Below are 15,955 nucleotides of genomic sequence, written 5' to 3'. Positions count from 1 at the left end.
TTTACAGGCTTTTTATCATATTTTATGCGCTTGAATTATGGATTACTTTAATCAGGTTGTATAATCTTAAAATAGTGCAACATTATTATTACAGTATTTAATGATTGAAGGAGAAATATTAGTATGTGCCAGTTGTTAGGCATGGATTGCAATACCCCTACGGATATCGTGTTTTCTTTTGAAGGATTTCGTTTACGCGGTGGGTTAACTGATAATCATGCGGATGGTTTCGGGATTGCTTTTTTCGAAGGCCATGGGGTACGCCTCCTGCAAGATGATAAACCTTGTGCCAGCTCACCTGTAGCCGATTTAGTGCAGCAATATAAAATCAAATCTGAAAATGTGATCGCACATATCCGCAAAGCTACTCAGGGACAAGTGCATTTGGTAAATACTCATCCTTTTGTACGCGAACTATGGGGAGAATACTGGGTGTTTGCACATAATGGTAATCTACGCGGTTTCAAACCAGCCGAAGGAGAATATTTTACTCCGGTTGGCACCACTGATTCGGAAGAGGCATTTTGCTATCTACTGGAACAGCTTCGCCAGCGATTTCGCCATAAACCTGAGCGTGAAATTTTATTTAAAACAATTGCAGAAATCACAGCTGAGCTGCGCCAGTATGGGCTATTTAATTATATGCTTTCGAATGGCGACTGGTTAATCGCCCATGCCAGCACCCTGCTCTTTTATATTATTCGACAGGCGCCGTTTGGTAAGGCCGTGCTATCAGATGAAGATGTGGCGATTGATTTTTCTGCGGTGACTACACCACACGACCGAGTAGCTGTAATCGCCACACTACCCCTTACCTGTAACGAACAATGGCAACAACTGGCTGTGAATGAATTAGTTATGTTTAGTCAGGGTGCGATTGTATTGCGAGATTGTGTTCAGCCACCGCAATATATGAGTGTGGAAGAAGGCTTGGCAATTGCGCGCAAGGCAGGCGTAACGATGTGAAGGAGCTGATATTAGGTATTTTATTTGCTAATGCGTATATAACTAATTGCTAAACATGGTTCTGGACGTGAGGCAGAACCAGAAAATTGATTTTATTCGGGCTTGAAAAATGATTAGCCAGTGTGCTGTAGCGAGCTATTGCCACAAAAATGATTTATCCGCTTACTTCTAAAGATTTCGGTATTCGACATATCAGCAGCGCCTTGATGAAACTGCAAAAATTTAAATATTTATCATCCAAAATTTTGTTTTTTTATCATCAGATGCTAATATTTTAATTGCATCCAGTACAAAATATCGGCACAAAGATGGAGAGCATAAGTATTATCAACTTAGTTAAAAAATAATTTCTGCATAATAGTTTTTCATTACTTAAGCATAAAACAATATCACATTTTCTTTATTTTGTTGCTTAAACCAGATGGAAAAAGAATCCATTGTATTAAATGGTAGAAAAATAGATCATTTAAAAGCGAGCAGCATGACTTATACAGTACTAATTCACTATACAAAAGAAAGATTTGGAAGTTTTTATAAAAGCTATTTTAAGATTGAACTATATTTAGATAGAATATAACTATTTTATTTATTTTAATAAAAATCAAATAGTTATAAAACCTACCAATAAAAGCACTGGCCGGCATTTTTCTTTGCCGGCCAGTGCTTTTATTGGTGATAAACCTATATTCTAATAAGAATTATACCAAGATTACATAAATCCGTAAATCAGAATAGCAATCACTGCCACTGGAATAACGATTCGGCATAAAAATTTCCACCCAGCAAATATTACTGGACTTAAATTCAGTTCTTGCCGGATGGTTTCCTGTTTCATCATCCAGCCAGCAAAAATAATGGTGCCCAGACCAGTTAATGGCAACATCAGTTTACTGGTGAGGTAATCCAAGCAGTCAAAAATATTTTTACCGAAAATAGTTACATCCTGCCATTCATTAAAAGACAACAGACAGGCAATACCCAATGCCCAGATAACCACGCTACTTACCAGAGTGGCGGATTTACGGCCTAGATGCGTTTTTTCTTCCAACAGTTCGACTGTTGGTTCCAGTAATGAAATTGAAGATGTCAGTGCTGCAAAAGTGAGAAAAATAAAGAACAGAATACCGATGATAGTACCGCCAGCCATATTACCGAAAGCAATTGGTAAAGTAACGAAGATAAGGCCAGGGCCTTCGCCCGGTTGCAAACCATTGGCAAATACAAGAGGAAAAATGGCCATGCCGGATAACATGGCAACGATAACGTCCAGAATCACCACAGTACGAGCAGTAGAAATCAGATTAACATCTTTGCCCAGATAGGAGCCGTAGGCCATCATAATTCCCATACCAAGCGATAAACTGAAAAAGGCATGGCCAAGAGCCGCTAACACTGCTTTTCCGGTAATTGCGGACCAATTTGGGGTAAACAGGAAAGTGAATGCTCTACCAAAAGAAGGGCCACTGACAACCGCCGCATAAATCACCAGACCAATCAACAAAACGCCCAACCCCGGCATCATGATTTTACAAGAACGCTCCAGACCGGCTCCCACACCCATGGCAACAATCAATGCAGTTGCAAACATAAACACTGTATGCCATGTAAGCAGATGGCTTACACTACCCAGAAATTGCTGAAATACCTGACTGGTACCATCGCCATGCAGTCCTTTAAAGGTACCACTACCGGCCAGAAAGATATAATCGGTAGCCCAGCCGCCAATCACGCTATAGAAAGACAGAATCAAGAATGAGCCTAAAACGCCGATAATCCCTACCCAGCGCCATGATTTAGAACGCCCTTCAGCAGCAGCTACATCTTCCATGGTATGAATCGGATTTTTCTGACCGCGGCGACCAATCAACCATTCCGCAACCAGAATCGGCAGGCCAATGATAAACATACATATCAGATAGGTCAGCACAAAGGCAGAACCACCCATCTGCCCTGCCATATAAGGAAATTTCCAGATATTGCCCAGACCCACTGCCGAACCTGCTGCGGCAAGCATAAAGCCCATCCGCGAGCTCCATTGCGAATGCGATTTTTTCTTAGTTCCACCACTCATAACTGCCCACTGCTTCCTAAATCAAAATTTGATAGAAAATTCAACATTTAACTTTATATAGTCAAAATTTAATCGATAATCATGCCATGATTCTCTTTTTTGGACAAGTAATGATTGCTATTGTCCTGTTTAAATGATTACAGATTTGATTATTTAGACAAAACGTCTATCAAATTCGTCAGTTCCAGTGCTAAGCTTGCTATTTTTATTGAACCAAATCATTCCTGATTACAATATGCGATGCTGGAGAGCCGGTAATTTACTGCGTACTGATTGCAGAAAATTATTATCCAGCTCAGCGGTAATCACACCCTCACCTTCCGGCAAACAAGCCAGCACTTCGCCCCATGGATTAATGATCATGCTGTGACCAAAAGTGCGGCGGCCGTTTTGATGAGTACCACCTTGTGCTGATGCGAGAAGATAGCACTGATTTTCAATTGCACGTGCAGTTAATAGCGTATGCCAGTGCGCTTTACCGGTGGTATAGGTAAAAGCAGCGGGCAGTACAAGTACATCAAAAGGCAGTTGAGCACGGAAGAATTCAGGAAAACGTAAATCGTAACAAATACCTTGAGCTACGGAAACATCATCGACTTTTAACTGCGGCACATCCATGCCACGCAAAATCGTATCGGCTTCTGCATAACTTTCATTGGCACCCACAAATCCAAACAGGTGCATTTTATGATAAAAGCCAAGCAGTTCACCGGCGCGGCCGTATACCATCATAGTGTTAAGCACTTTGGCTTTATCTGTGCTTTGTAATGGTATGGTACCGCCAAAGAGCACGATACCCAATTCAGCGGCCAGCGATTTTAAAGCGGTTTGCAACGGTCCATCGCCAAATACTTCAGCCACCTTCACCTTATCAGTATCATTCTGCCCCATAATGGGCCAGTACTCTGGTAACACTACCCACTCAGCCCTAGCAGCCGCAGCTTGCCGCACCAGACGCTGCATAGACTGAATATTTTCCGCCACGTTCGTGCCAGAAACCATCTGCACAATGCCCACTGAGATGTTGTTCATATGTATCTCCTTAAACTGAATGCTGCTGCCAGAACTGTTGAATGAAAATTATTTATAGCCTCAACTTATTTTACATGCAAATTTTTTTAAGATATTAGACTGGCAAATAAATTTTTAAATTAGATTAAATATATGAATAAATGTTTGTCATACCTATTTTAATTAATATATTAGTTTATTCTGTCACTAGAAATTGTCATTAATACAAAATAATAATTCTTTATTCACTACTATTATAAAAAAGAGGAATTTTTGCTAAAACTCTACTAGATTATCATCTTGTCAATGAAGTGCCTTTCCGGCTGCTGAAGAGGTAATTATTCAAACAAACTACAATAAATTTGAGTATTATTGCATTACTAGAAACAGCTTTCTCAAAATTATTTAAAATCCTTCTTCAAACGAACAGATTTATATTGAAAGTTTGTTTCAATTACTGCTAAAAATTAATATAAATAAAGCAATACCAAATTTGACAGTGCGCTACTTTCACCATCATTACTATAGACACAGATTCATTATCGAATATAAAAGCATTACCTAAATATCTATTCTGGATGGTTTGAATTAACTGAATAACTAACTTAATAAAAATTAAGAGGATAAAAATGTGTTTGAAAACCAATTACGACGAACAATAAAAAATACATCAGAAAATATTTAGAGCCATTGATAATTTTGATAGTTATATTATTCAAGCTGGTGGGTGTGCTGATAAAACCTACATACTAATTGAGTCGTTAAAGTATTTTCTCCAGCATAGAATCAATGAATTACGTAAAAACAATTGAGGGCTATACTGATGGCCTGCTGCATGAAGAAATGTTTGGATAGAAGGAAAAACCAAGCCCGATGTAAAACTAACAGATAAACAAATAGATAAAAAATCAACAAGAGAAACTCAGCTATAAAAAAGATTCTGAACAGTGGCTTAGATTTATGACAGCAATGGATGACTTTTCAACAATGAGCACGATAAGCTGCAAACATTTCAATACAAAACGTATGATGGCACCAAGATAAAAATATAACAATGTAGCAATAATCTTGGGATATAACCTTAGGAGAAACAATAAAAATAATTTTAAAATTTTTTTTGCCAGTCTGTCTCTAGAGCCAGAATAAACCGTATACGGAAGAGGAAAATTGAAAATTGGAGAATAGGCGTAATCTGTTTTATACCGCCTGCTTTCATGCACGAAAAAAACTTTGGATTCTTTATTTGGATGATATTAAAGATATTGAAGATAACTTGAAGAAGCTGTGTACATCTATTAAGCCTTTTAAGTATCAGGAATAGTTGCTGGGGTAATGGCAATCTAATCGTTCATTATGGTTTCTAAAGAGTGAAGGCACTTTGGCAAGACTGAATAATGCTTGTTGAAATATGGCGAAAATCCGCACAGCCTGAAGTTTGGAATAGCAGGCAGGCGGAAAACTGATTGAATTCAGGGAGATATTTTAGGCTGGCTTTAGCTGGCAATGCAGGCAGATTCCGGTAAGTACGATGTGTTCATCATTCAATATGAAACCATTGTCGGCTGCACGCCGGCGTAGAGCTGCCCATTCAGAGCTCAGGCTTTGTTCATCCACAGTACCGCACTGGTTGCAAACCAGTACAAAATCGTTGTGGTGGATGTCATCTTCATGACAATCACTATCACATTCATGCTGCACATGGCGACAGAGAATATAACCGTTTACCGCTGGTATTTTATGCAATACACCCTGCTCTGCCCAAAAGTCCAAGGCGCGATAGGCAGTTGGCGGAGCGATGGTGCTGCTGCTGTGTTGCTGCATGTGTGTCAGTACTTGATAAGCTTTAATGACACCGCTCATGTTTAATACAATATCCAGAACCTGTTCGCGCAATTGGGTGATGGTGACGCTGTGCTGGACACATTGAGCAATGATGCGGGCTTTTTCTTCAGCTTTGGACTGCCACACGGTCTTACTACTCATTCTAATCAGCCTCAATCCAAATCACGGGTTACACTTAGGCCGGCAAATGTTTGTGCTACAGGCATAATTTCAATGTGGTTTACATTCATATGAGCTGGTGTCTGATAGAGCCATAACACGGTATTGGCGATGTCTGCTGGTTGCAGATAGCTGATGTGTTCGTATACAGCCGCAGCTTGCTGCTCATCGCCGCGAAAACGGACATTAGAAAATTCAGTATCGCCACACAGGCCTGGGGCGATATTGGTGACACGTATGCGGGTACCGGCCAGATCGGTACGTAGATTGAGGCTGAACTGGCGCACAAAAGCTTTGGTGGCACCATAAACATTGCCGCCTTTATACGGCCAAGAACCAGCAGTTGAACCAAGGTTGATGATATAACCGGCATTTTTGGCTACCATGCGTGGCAGTATCTGACGGGTAACATAGGTTAAACCAAGAATATTGGTATGAATCATGGTTTCCCAGTCGGCATAGTTTGCTTCCTGAGCGGGCTCCATACCCAATGCCAGACCCGCATTATTCACCAATAAATCGATATCTGCCCATGTGCCTTGCAGGGAGGCCAGCGCGTTATCTACACTTTGTTTGTCGGCAACATCCATGTGCAGGGGTAAAAAGGTGGTACCCAGCTCGGCTTGTAATTGGTGTAGTTTTTCCAGCCGCCGCGCCGCACCGATAACTTGATATCCGGCACGAACCATTACCCGGCACATTTCGGCACCAAAACCGGCAGAAGCACCTGTAATTAATATAGCCATATCTGTACCTTTCCCTGTTGTCTGTTTCAGAATTGATTCCGGTGTTTGCTCTAATGTTAGCACGTTCCGCTGTGTTGTCTAAGCTACTCAGCAGTAAGGTTTACCGGCAAGATAACAAAAACCCCGTTATCGCTAACGGGGTAATCAATGTTAGTACAGTAATCAGAGAGACTGCTGCATCGCCCATGAACGTAACGCACGAGCGTCACTAACACGAGTGGTGGAGCTTGGAGAATTAAGCAGCACGATGGTCACGGGTTGATTTTGCACACTGGTGAGCAGCACCATGGAGCGGCCAGCTTCACGGATATAGCCAGTTTTCTGTAGAGCAATCGGCCATACACCTTCACGTACCAGTGCGTTGGAATTGTGATACTGCTCTACGCGGCCATTACTGGTATAAACTGAGCCGGAATTATCAGTGGAATATTGTCTGATAAGCGGATATTGGCTGGCGCCGCGTACCAACAATGCCAGATCGCGTGCAGTAGCCTGATTACGCGGGTCGAGGCCGGTTGGTTCGTAGAAACGTGCATTATTCATACCCAGCTCGGCTGCTTTGCGATTCATGGCTTCTACAAATGCCGGCATTCCTCCTGGATAAGTGCGTGCCAGCGCATGGATAGCACGATTTTCACTGCTCATCAGTCCGATGTGGAGCAATTCGCGCCGCGTCATCACTGTGCCAACAGATAGACGGCTGGTGGAGTTTTTCAGCCGGTCTATTTCAGCATCGGTGATGGTAATCGGCTCGTTCATATTCTGATTGGCATCCAGCACCACCATGGCGGAGAGGAGCTTGGATATGGAAGCAATGGAACGAACTTGATTAATATTTTTTTGATAAAGGATTTCTCCGGTCTGATTGTTCATAATCAAGGCCGATTGTGAACTTAATAAAGGACCGGCAATTTGTGCGCGAGCTTCCAGATTGGCATCTGGGTGGTTACTGATAAATGAGCTGAGGGTGTCAGACTGGCCACCTGCCTGTTTTTGTTCGATAAATCTGCCGAGAACATCTAGATCACCGGCTACCGTAGGTACGGCAAAAAACAGGCTACTGCTTAACAAGCTTACCCACTGCCAGCGACGCAGACAAGATAAACGTGACATGATAACTTCCTTTTTGACCCTGTGTGAGGGTTATATAATTCTCTATTAGTTGCTTATTCTTAATGTACGAAAGGTGCGGCTAGGCTACACCTATGGTTGAGAGGCGTGTTTAAACGTACAAATTATCAGTACGAAATTTTGTTTCTCTTATTGATTATAAGGCAATTTCAATCACGGCCGGTATTTTCTGAGCCAATTTAATTGTTTAAAAGCTGTTTATAAACGATATTTTAATTAGTTTTGCATTGCTAAACTGATTTCGCAAGTGGATAAAACAACATCAGCATTTGGTTTGATATCAAGCTAATAACATTATATACTCGTTTTTTGGCCGGATCTGGGCAATTTGCGCTTTAGACATCTGGATCGGCTTTCGCTATAAGCTCTTTTTTCTGATGAAAACCTGTTTATGAGTAAAGAAATTCGTTATTGTTCGTTTTGCGGGAAACCGGAAAACGAAGTTAAAAATCTGATTGAAGGTGACAACGCATTAATCTGTAATGAATGCGTGGATACATGCAACGACATGCTACATAATGCAGGTGCTTCTTCTGCAGAAAAATTTAAGCCGGCAGGTACTGATACCGACAGCGGCCTAGACAAGCTGCCAACACCGGCGGAAATTGTGGCGAATCTGGATCAATATGTAATTGGACAGGAAACGGCCAAAAAATCACTGGCCGTGGCTGTATACAATCATTATAAACGCTTGCGTTTTGGCAAAGAAGAAGGACAGGTAGAGCTGTCTAAATCCAATATTCTTCTGATTGGACCAACCGGCTCCGGTAAAACGCTGCTGGCACAAACGTTGGCTCGTAAGCTTGATGTGCCGTTTGTGATGGCAGATGCCACAACCCTTACTGAGGCCGGCTATGTGGGTGAGGATGTAGAACAGATTATTACTAAATTGCTAAGCAAATGCGATTTTGATGTACAGAAAGCGCAAAGAGGTATTGTATATATTGATGAAATCGATAAGATTTCTCGCAAAAGTGATAATCCTTCTATTACTCGGGATGTATCTGGGGAAGGCGTACAACAGGCATTGCTTAAATTGGTGGAAGGTACGGTGGCTTCAGTACCGCCACAAGGCGGCCGTAAGCATCCTAATCAGGAATTCATTAATGTTGATACCACGAATATTCTGTTTATTTGTGGTGGTGCATTTGCCGGTCTGGAAAAGGTAATTCGTCAGCGCACAGAAAAAGGTGGTATTGGTTTTAGTGCGGCGGTACACAGTAAAGATGAAAATACCAATGTCAGTGAGTTATTTCAGACTGTGGAACCAGAAGATCTGATTAAATTCGGGTTGATTCCTGAGCTGATTGGCCGTTTGCCGGTGATTGCTACGCTGGCTGAACTGGATGAAGATGCTTTGATTAATATTCTGACCGAACCGAAAAATGCTTTAATCAAGCAGTTTCAGGCATTATTTGCTATGGAAGGTGTGGAATTACAAGTACAGCCTTCCGCCCTGCAAGCAATTGCCAAACTGGCTATGGCGCGTAAAACTGGTGCACGTGGCCTGCGCTCCATTGTGGAAAAGGCATTGCTGAATACAATGTATGCTCTGCCGGATTTAACCGATGTGAAAAAGGTAGTGGTAAATCAGGATGTGATTGATAAAGGTGCAGAGCCTGAATGGTTACTCGCGGATGGTAGTGTTTATAAAAGTCCAAAATAATCTAGATTTATCCAAATATAAAAAAACCGTCTGAATTCTGCCATTCAGACGGTTTTTTTATGGATTCAGATAGCACATTGGTAGTGGGCTAAATTAGTCTGGCTTATACGCAGAGATTCAATATCTTAGCGAGGTAGAATTATAAAAACATTAATTTAATATCTGCTCTGCACAATATTATAGATAGCGGCCAAACCATAAAACTTTGCCAATAATCTGCACATCGTCACTTTCGCTATCCAGCCTTATTTCGAAACTTGGATAGGCTTCGTTGGCAGAAATCACATTTACAACATTTCCCGGCATCAGCTGCAGACGTTTTACCAATAAGTTGTCGTTGATACGCAATACATACAAGCCATCACGGCGGATATGATTCATTTGCTGCACCAATATGGTATCGCCATCATTTAATACGCCTTCCATGGAGTCGCCTTTAACCGATATAACTGATAAGCCGCTCACTTCGGGGCTAATCATTGCGTTTATCCAGTCCTTGCGAAACGCCATGGTAAACATCGGTTTTTCGTTATCCACTAGACTACCGTGTCCGGCAGCAGCTTCAATGGCATAACGCGGCACATAGACAAAGTCATCAGCATTCACTGGATTACCTAGTGTATCGTGTGCCGCCTGTGTAGGCTGTTCGGGAAAAGGCTCTCCTTCTCCGGTGAGCAGCCAGTCGATACTGCATCCCTTCAATTCTTTGATGCGTTTCAGGGTTTCTGCTTTAGGTAGACCGCCTTCATGCCAGATTCGGCTGAATCCGGCCATGGTCATATCTATGTCTGTGGCAATTTTGGATTGGCGCTCCCCTGGCCAGAGCGAAGCCAGACGATCCTTAAATGTTTGCATGCACAAACTCCAGCAATTATTAGAAATAACGTTATTAAATTTGTTTTTATTATACAACAATTTTAAAAACATAAATAGTAAATTAATTTTCAAGAAATTTTTAGGTTGTTTATTTATTTTTTTCTAAGTAATATAGCAAAAAATAAATAAATTATTAGATTTATCTAATTTACGGAGTCAATCATGAATGTGTTGAAGACTGTCGGGTTGGTGGCTGTATTGTTATTACTGGGCAATTTTCGCCCTACTCCGGCCGGTGCCATGGCTGCACCAGCTTCGTTTACACAAGTGCTGAATTGTCAGTATCTGGCACAACTGACCTATACCGAGATGAATACAGTTCAGACAGAAGCAGCCAAAAGCTGCGATCAGCGCGAAGCTGCCCGTGACTGGCTTAGTACATATGGCAAGATGAACCATACTGAGTTAGCTAAAGCCATGGTAGATGAAGCATCCTGAATGATAAACTTTTTATCGGCAGCAATTGAGTGTCTGCTGTACGCTAACAATTGTGAATTGGTATGAGCTGTTTGAATATTCTGCCTAAATAAAAATAATTAAAGCCGGCTACCCACATGAGAGCAACCGGTTTAACAAACTGAGAATAGTTATATTTTTTTGGTTTTGGTTTTGGTTTGCTTTACCAATGATGATTAATCAGCTATTTATTTGCTAGTTTTATTAGTAGCTGTTGATGGATACCACCAAAGCTGCCGTTGCTCATGACCAGAATATGATCACCCTGCTTAGCTTCTTCTACAATGGCAGCGATTAGTGACGGCATATCCTGAAATACTTCCACTTTATTTTGCAACGGACTTAATGCTGTTGCTACATCCCAATCCACACCACCGGCATAGCAGTATACTTTATCGGCCTCGGCCAAACTGCTGGGCAATGCTGCTTTCATAGTACCCAGTTTCATGGTATTAGAACGCGGCTCCAATACGGCCAAAATACGGGCACCAGTGACTTTCTGGCGTAAGCCAGCAATGGTGGTCGCAATTGCGGTGGGATGATGAGCAAAATCATCATATACGGTAATATTGTTGACGACGCCCTTGATTTCCATGCGTCGTTTGACATTCTGAAAACGTGAAAGTGCGGTGCATGATTGCTCTACGGTCACACCTACATGGCGAGCGGCAGCAATGACAGCCAGCGCATTCATGCGGTTATGCTGTCCAAGCAGTTGCCATTCGATATGCCCGACTTTCTGCTTCTGAAAAAGCACATCGAAACCACCTGTTTTAGACACTTCGCCTACCTGCCAGTCGCTACCAGAGCCAAAGCCTTCTACTTGAGACCAGCAGCCTTGTTGTAATACTTCGGATAATGCTTGGGATTCATCGTTGACTACAATTAGTCCTTCGCTGGGGATGGTACGTACTAGATGGTGAAACTGAGTCTGGATGGCAGACAAATCAGGAAATATATCGGCGTGATCATATTCCAGATTATTGAGAATGGCGGTACGCGGGTGATAATGAACGAATTTACTGCGTTTATCAAAAAATGCGGTATCGTATTCGTCGGCCTCTATTACAAAAAACGGGCTGGTTTCGGCGCGGCTATCAGCCTGTGTAGCCGGTGGAATTTGTGGCAATCTGGCAGACACAGCAAAATTCTGTGGTACGCCGCCTATCAGAAAACCAGGCGCAAGACCGGCTTCTTCTAGTACCCAGGCCAACATGCTGGCAGTGGTGGTTTTCCCATGGGTGCCGGCTACGGCTAATACCCAGTGCTGTTGCAATATGTTTTCAGCAAGCCATTGCGGCCCTGAGGTATAAGGCAGATTACGATTGAGAATGGCTTCGACCACCGGCATGCCGCGACGGGCAACATTGCCGATGACGTAGATATCTGCCGGATAGTTATCCAGCTGTGCTGCTTCAAATCCTTCTACCACATCTATACCTAAATCAGCCAGCTGGGTACTCATAGGCGGATACATTTTGGCATCACAACCGGTAACGCGGTAGCCAGCCTGTTTGGCAATGGCAGCAAGGCCTCCCATAAATGTGCCGCCAATTCCGATAACGTGGATATGCTGCATTTTTTATCTCTGCGCGCTGAAAACCAGCATTATAGACCGTTGTTAATGTCTGTGACGCGTCTGTTTTGCGTTTTTGCAGCGGATAGCCATAAAAAAAGATTTTTGGCGTACTGAGATGTTTTTTATGTGTGCTAAGTAAGTACTGATAGCTATGTATCCGCACTCTTCATTCACAACATGAAATTATTAATAGTGAGCAGCGTATCTGCTAACTGAATGCTATCAGCTCAGGAGGCGCTGATGATGTAACGTTGCAGTATATTTTTCAGATTATTTTTTTGCCATTTGGCGGCTAATATAAAGTTTGGAATTTTAAATGTGTATTTTTGCTGCTCATAAACAAACGTTAATTCACCTCTGAAAAAGCCTGTTTTGTAGCTCAAATTGGTAATTTTGGTCATCGGAATAACGGTTATGGATTCGGATAAATTGGCGTTGGCCGTTAGACCAATGAGAATAATTTTTTTCAGCATTAAAATAAATCAGCATATGCCGAATAAATAAAGTTGCTAATCCAGATAGTAAAGCATATTGCCAAGCTTTGGCATTAATCATGCCATAGATGATTGAAGATTGATCTAAAGGTGGTAATTGGTGCTGTATGAAATAAGTCTTAATGTTTTCTAGTTTTAAACCATTTGCCATGATGTTACCTTGATAAATTGATATTCTTTTGTAATATTATATTCCTATGTGCTTTTTATTTAAACTAAAGAGAATAAATGTTGTGCTTTTATTTTTTGGCTGCAGTGAATATTTTTTAGCTTAAGCAATCATGTCTGCCATCAACTTATTGGAACTGATTAATCACGGTATGCTTGCATTGCTATACTCTAAGAAGATGTTAGCAGGAAAATAAATTTCTGAAATAGCGCATTGGAAAGTCTGATTAGAATTATCCACACGATAGAAATAACTTCTCTGATTAACTTTATTTTTTCAAAACAGGTTTATCAAAAGCTGTCATGGCGGGAATAAATACACATTATTCCTGTAAATATTGGGATGTTACTGCACATAAACTGTGGATAAGTAATTTAGGCTGTTGTTATAATAAAATTTTATTTAGCTGCTTAAAATTTAAGCAACTCCTTGCCATGTGTTTTGATTCCAGCTTGTTTTGCTCTCAATCTGTCAAGGATGATTGCTCTGCAGTAATGAAAAACGCTATTTAGCAGATGTATTCTGGCCTATAGTTCTCAACAGGTTGGTATATAAGGTGGATGAATCTGGCTAATCAACAAGCTTTCCACATATAAAAACTGCCTTGCGATGCAAGGCAGTTTGAATAGTGACAACTGAATTTAGTGTTCTTCAGGTTTGGTTTCCTGTGGTGCTTTTTCCAGCAGCGCTTTGATGGACAAACGCACACGGCCGCGATCGTCGATTTCTAAAGCTTTTACCTTTACCTGCTGACCAATTTGTAAGTAGTCACTAACATTTTTTACACGCTCGTGGGAAATCTGGCTGATGTGCACCAGACCATCTTTGCCTGGCATAACAGATACAATCGCACCCACATTGTTATCCAAAATCTTGATTACTGTGCCATCGTACACTTTGCCCACTTCCACTTCAGCCGTAATTTCTTCAATACGACGTTTAGCGGCTTCACCAGCTTCACTGGTAGTAGCTGCAATGGTAATGGTGCCATCTTCAGCAATATTGATTTCGGTACCAGTTTCGGCAGTAAGGTTACGGATGGTTTCGCCGCCTTTACCAATTACATCGCGGATTTTGTCTTGATGGATTTTCATGGTAAATAATCGCGGTGCATGGGCAGATAATTCCTGCGGCCCTTCTACGGCTTCCTGCATCTGGGTCAGAATTTTCAGACGTGCCTCTTTTGCCTGTGCCAGTGCAATCTGCATAATTTCTTTGGTAATACCTTGGATCTTGATATCCATTTGCAAAGCAGTAACGCCGCTAGTGGTACCGGCTACTTTGAAATCCATATCGCCGAGGTGGTCTTCGTCGCCAAGAATGTCGGTCAGAACGGCAAATTTGTTACCATCCAATATTAAACCCATAGCGATACCAGCTACATGGCTTTTCAGTGGAACACCGGCATTGAGCAAACTCAGGCAACCAGCGCAAACACTAGCCATGGAAGATGAACCGTTGGATTCTGTGATTTCAGATACCACGCGCATGGTGTAGCTGAAGTCTTCCACATCTGGCAGCACAGCCAGTAAAGCACGTTTAGCCAGACGGCCATGGCCGATTTCACGGCGTTTTGGTGCACCCATACGCCCTACTTCACCGGTAGAGTATGGCGGGAAGTTGTAATGAAGCATGAAGCGGTCAGTATATTCGCCACTCAGTGCATCAATAATCTGTTCGTCACGCTGAGTACCGAGAGTGGCTGTTGCCAGAGACTGAGTTTCGCCGCGGGTAAATAAAGCTGAACCGTGGGTACGGGGTAAAACACCGGTCTGAATGTTGATCGGGCGCACGGTACGGGTATCACGACCGTCAATACGCGGCTGGCCTTCAAGAATCTGTCCACGTACAACTTCTTTTTCTAAATCTTTGAAAATTCCCCGAATCTGGTTGGCTAGCAGTGTATCGGTTTCTTCGGTAATTAATGCGCTTTCTACTGCGGCCCAAGCTTCGTCGAGCTTGGCAGTGCGTGCCTGCTTCTGTTTGATTTTAAAAGCAGCATCAATGGTGGCTCCGGCAAGTTCGCGTACACGAGCAATCAGTGTATCGTCGGTGGCCGGTGGCAGCCAGTCCCATATTTCTGGATTAACTTCGTCAGCAAATTCGTTAATGGCACGGATAGCCGCCTGCATTTGGTCGTGACCGTAAACTACAGCACCAAGCATGGTTTCTTCAGACAGTACATCGGCTTCAGATTCAACCATTAATACGGCTTTTTCGGTACCCGCCACGACTAGATCTAGCTGAGATTGTGCCAACTGTGCTTTAGTAGGATTGAGTACGTATTCTCCATTTACGTAACCAACGCGGGCTGCACCAATGGGACCTGCAAATGGTACGCCAGTCAGCAGTAGAGCTGCGGATGCACCTAGCATGGCTGGTATATCAGAGTCGATTTCAGGGTCAATGGATACCACCATAGCCACAATCTGAATATCGTTGAAAAAACCTTCAGGAAATAATGGACGTATTGGACGATCTATCAGGCGGCTGGTAAGAATTTCTTTTTCGCTTTGTTTGCCTTCCCGTTTAAAAAAGCCACCGGGAATTTTACCGGCTGCATAAGTGCGTTCTAAATAATCCACGGTGAGCGGAAAAAAATCTTGTCCGGGTTTTACTTCTTTTGCAGCGGTAACGGCTACCAGTACCACAGTATCGCCCATGGAAATTTTGACCGCGCCGGCTGCTTGACGGGCAATTTCACCAGTTTCAAGAGTGACGGTCTGATTTCCATACTGAAAGGTTTTTATGTGTTTATTGAACATGCTGAACTTTCTGTTTCAGTTTCT

The 15,955-nt window shown here is 42.3% G+C and carries 12 protein-coding genes; 3 read left to right on the top strand and 9 right to left on the bottom strand.

Annotated features, from left to right (window positions below; all coding sequences use genetic code 11):
• The first annotated feature begins 123 nt into the window (after positions 1–123).
• A complete protein-coding gene (locus tag ABU615_RS09660) occupies positions 124–966 on the top strand; it encodes a class II glutamine amidotransferase (RefSeq protein ID WP_267391194.1) in 843 nt (280 codons plus the stop codon).
• Between the two features lie 709 nt (positions 967–1,675).
• Here the strand turns inward: ABU615_RS09660 and ABU615_RS09655 are convergent.
• The 5 genes from ABU615_RS09655 to ABU615_RS09635 form a co-directional block, all read right to left on the bottom strand.
• Complete coding sequence (locus ABU615_RS09655) at positions 1,676–3,037, bottom strand: sodium-dependent transporter (protein WP_267408171.1); 1,362 nt, start codon at positions 3,035–3,037, stop codon at positions 1,676–1,678.
• A gap of 228 nt (positions 3,038–3,265) precedes the next feature.
• Positions 3,266–4,069 (bottom strand): carbon-nitrogen hydrolase family protein, encoded by an 804-nt coding sequence (locus ABU615_RS09650; RefSeq protein WP_367489041.1) that lies wholly within the window; start codon positions 4,067–4,069, stop codon positions 3,266–3,268.
• Between the two features lie 1,461 nt (positions 4,070–5,530).
• Positions 5,531–6,031 (bottom strand): Fur family transcriptional regulator, encoded by a 501-nt coding sequence (locus ABU615_RS09645; protein WP_267408176.1) that lies wholly within the window; start codon positions 6,029–6,031, stop codon positions 5,531–5,533.
• Positions 6,032–6,042: 11 nt separating this feature from the next.
• A complete protein-coding gene (locus tag ABU615_RS09640) occupies positions 6,043–6,795 on the bottom strand; it encodes an SDR family oxidoreductase (RefSeq protein ID WP_100152321.1) in 753 nt (250 codons plus the stop codon).
• A gap of 162 nt (positions 6,796–6,957) precedes the next feature.
• Positions 6,958–7,908 (bottom strand): D-alanyl-D-alanine carboxypeptidase family protein, encoded by a 951-nt coding sequence (locus ABU615_RS09635; protein ID WP_100139853.1) that lies wholly within the window; start codon positions 7,906–7,908, stop codon positions 6,958–6,960.
• Between the two features lie 409 nt (positions 7,909–8,317).
• Here ABU615_RS09635 and clpX point away from each other — a divergent pair, with 409 nt between their 5' ends.
• On the top strand, positions 8,318–9,592 hold the full coding sequence (gene clpX / locus ABU615_RS09630) for an ATP-dependent Clp protease ATP-binding subunit ClpX (protein ID WP_370388912.1): 1,275 nt from the start codon (positions 8,318–8,320) through the stop codon (positions 9,590–9,592).
• A 177-nt stretch (positions 9,593–9,769) separates the two neighbouring features.
• Here the strand turns inward: clpX and ABU615_RS09625 are convergent, their stop codons facing one another.
• Entirely contained in the window at positions 9,770–10,447 is a 678-nt protein-coding gene (locus tag ABU615_RS09625; RefSeq protein ID WP_100139851.1) for a helix-turn-helix transcriptional regulator, read from the bottom strand.
• Positions 10,448–10,630: 183 nt separating this feature from the next.
• Here ABU615_RS09625 and ABU615_RS09620 point away from each other — a divergent pair, with 183 nt between their 5' ends.
• A complete protein-coding gene (locus ABU615_RS09620; RefSeq protein ID WP_100139850.1) occupies positions 10,631–10,906 on the top strand; it encodes a hypothetical protein in 276 nt (91 codons plus the stop codon).
• A gap of 202 nt (positions 10,907–11,108) precedes the next feature.
• On the opposite strand, the gene mpl is transcribed toward ABU615_RS09620, so the two are convergent.
• The 3 genes from mpl to pnp all read right to left on the bottom strand — a co-directional run bounded on the left by mpl (position 11,109) and on the right by pnp (position 15,931).
• A complete protein-coding gene (mpl, locus tag ABU615_RS09615; RefSeq protein WP_367489044.1) occupies positions 11,109–12,503 on the bottom strand; it encodes a UDP-N-acetylmuramate:L-alanyl-gamma-D-glutamyl-meso-diaminopimelate ligase in 1,395 nt (464 codons plus the stop codon).
• A gap of 351 nt (positions 12,504–12,854) precedes the next feature.
• Positions 12,855–13,148 (bottom strand): hypothetical protein, encoded by a 294-nt coding sequence (locus ABU615_RS09610; RefSeq protein ID WP_367489046.1) that lies wholly within the window; start codon positions 13,146–13,148, stop codon positions 12,855–12,857.
• A gap of 659 nt (positions 13,149–13,807) precedes the next feature.
• The gene (gene pnp, locus ABU615_RS09605) at positions 13,808–15,931 is read right to left on the bottom strand and encodes a polyribonucleotide nucleotidyltransferase (RefSeq protein ID WP_370388911.1); all 2,124 of its coding nucleotides are present in this window, start codon (positions 15,929–15,931) and stop codon (positions 13,808–13,810) included.
• Between the last annotated feature and the right edge of the window lie 24 nt (positions 15,932–15,955).

This window comes from Snodgrassella alvi, assembly GCF_040741455.2.
Classification (GTDB): domain Bacteria; phylum Pseudomonadota; class Gammaproteobacteria; order Burkholderiales; family Neisseriaceae; genus Snodgrassella; species Snodgrassella alvi_E.
This window is presented reverse-complemented; position numbering and strand designations above follow the sequence as displayed.

What these genes read in the sequence shown, in the direction of transcription:
- ABU615_RS09620 (WP_100139850.1), top strand. Translation starts at nt 10,631, where the DNA reads ATGAATGTGTTGAAGACTGTCGGGTTGGTGGCTGTATTGTTATTACTG.
- mpl (WP_367489044.1), bottom strand. Translation starts at nt 12,503, where the DNA reads ATGCAGCATATCCACGTTATCGGAATTGGCGGCACATTTATGGGAGGC.
- ABU615_RS09660 (WP_267391194.1), top strand. Translation starts at nt 124, where the DNA reads ATGTGCCAGTTGTTAGGCATGGATTGCAATACCCCTACGGATATCGTG.
- ABU615_RS09655 (WP_267408171.1), bottom strand. Translation starts at nt 3,037, where the DNA reads ATGAGTGGTGGAACTAAGAAAAAATCGCATTCGCAATGGAGCTCGCGG.
- pnp (WP_370388911.1), bottom strand. Translation starts at nt 15,931, where the DNA reads ATGTTCAATAAACACATAAAAACCTTTCAGTATGGAAATCAGACCGTC.
- ABU615_RS09640 (WP_100152321.1), bottom strand. Translation starts at nt 6,795, where the DNA reads ATGGCTATATTAATTACAGGTGCTTCTGCCGGTTTTGGTGCCGAAATG.
- ABU615_RS09650 (WP_367489041.1), bottom strand. Translation starts at nt 4,069, where the DNA reads ATGAACAACATCTCAGTGGGCATTGTGCAGATGGTTTCTGGCACGAAC.
- ABU615_RS09625 (WP_100139851.1), bottom strand. Translation starts at nt 10,447, where the DNA reads ATGCAAACATTTAAGGATCGTCTGGCTTCGCTCTGGCCAGGGGAGCGC.
- ABU615_RS09635 (WP_100139853.1), bottom strand. Translation starts at nt 7,908, where the DNA reads ATGTCACGTTTATCTTGTCTGCGTCGCTGGCAGTGGGTAAGCTTGTTA.
- clpX (WP_370388912.1), top strand. Translation starts at nt 8,318, where the DNA reads ATGAGTAAAGAAATTCGTTATTGTTCGTTTTGCGGGAAACCGGAAAAC.
- ABU615_RS09610 (WP_367489046.1), bottom strand. Translation starts at nt 13,148, where the DNA reads ATGGCAAATGGTTTAAAACTAGAAAACATTAAGACTTATTTCATACAG.
- ABU615_RS09645 (WP_267408176.1), bottom strand. Translation starts at nt 6,031, where the DNA reads ATGAGTAGTAAGACCGTGTGGCAGTCCAAAGCTGAAGAAAAAGCCCGC.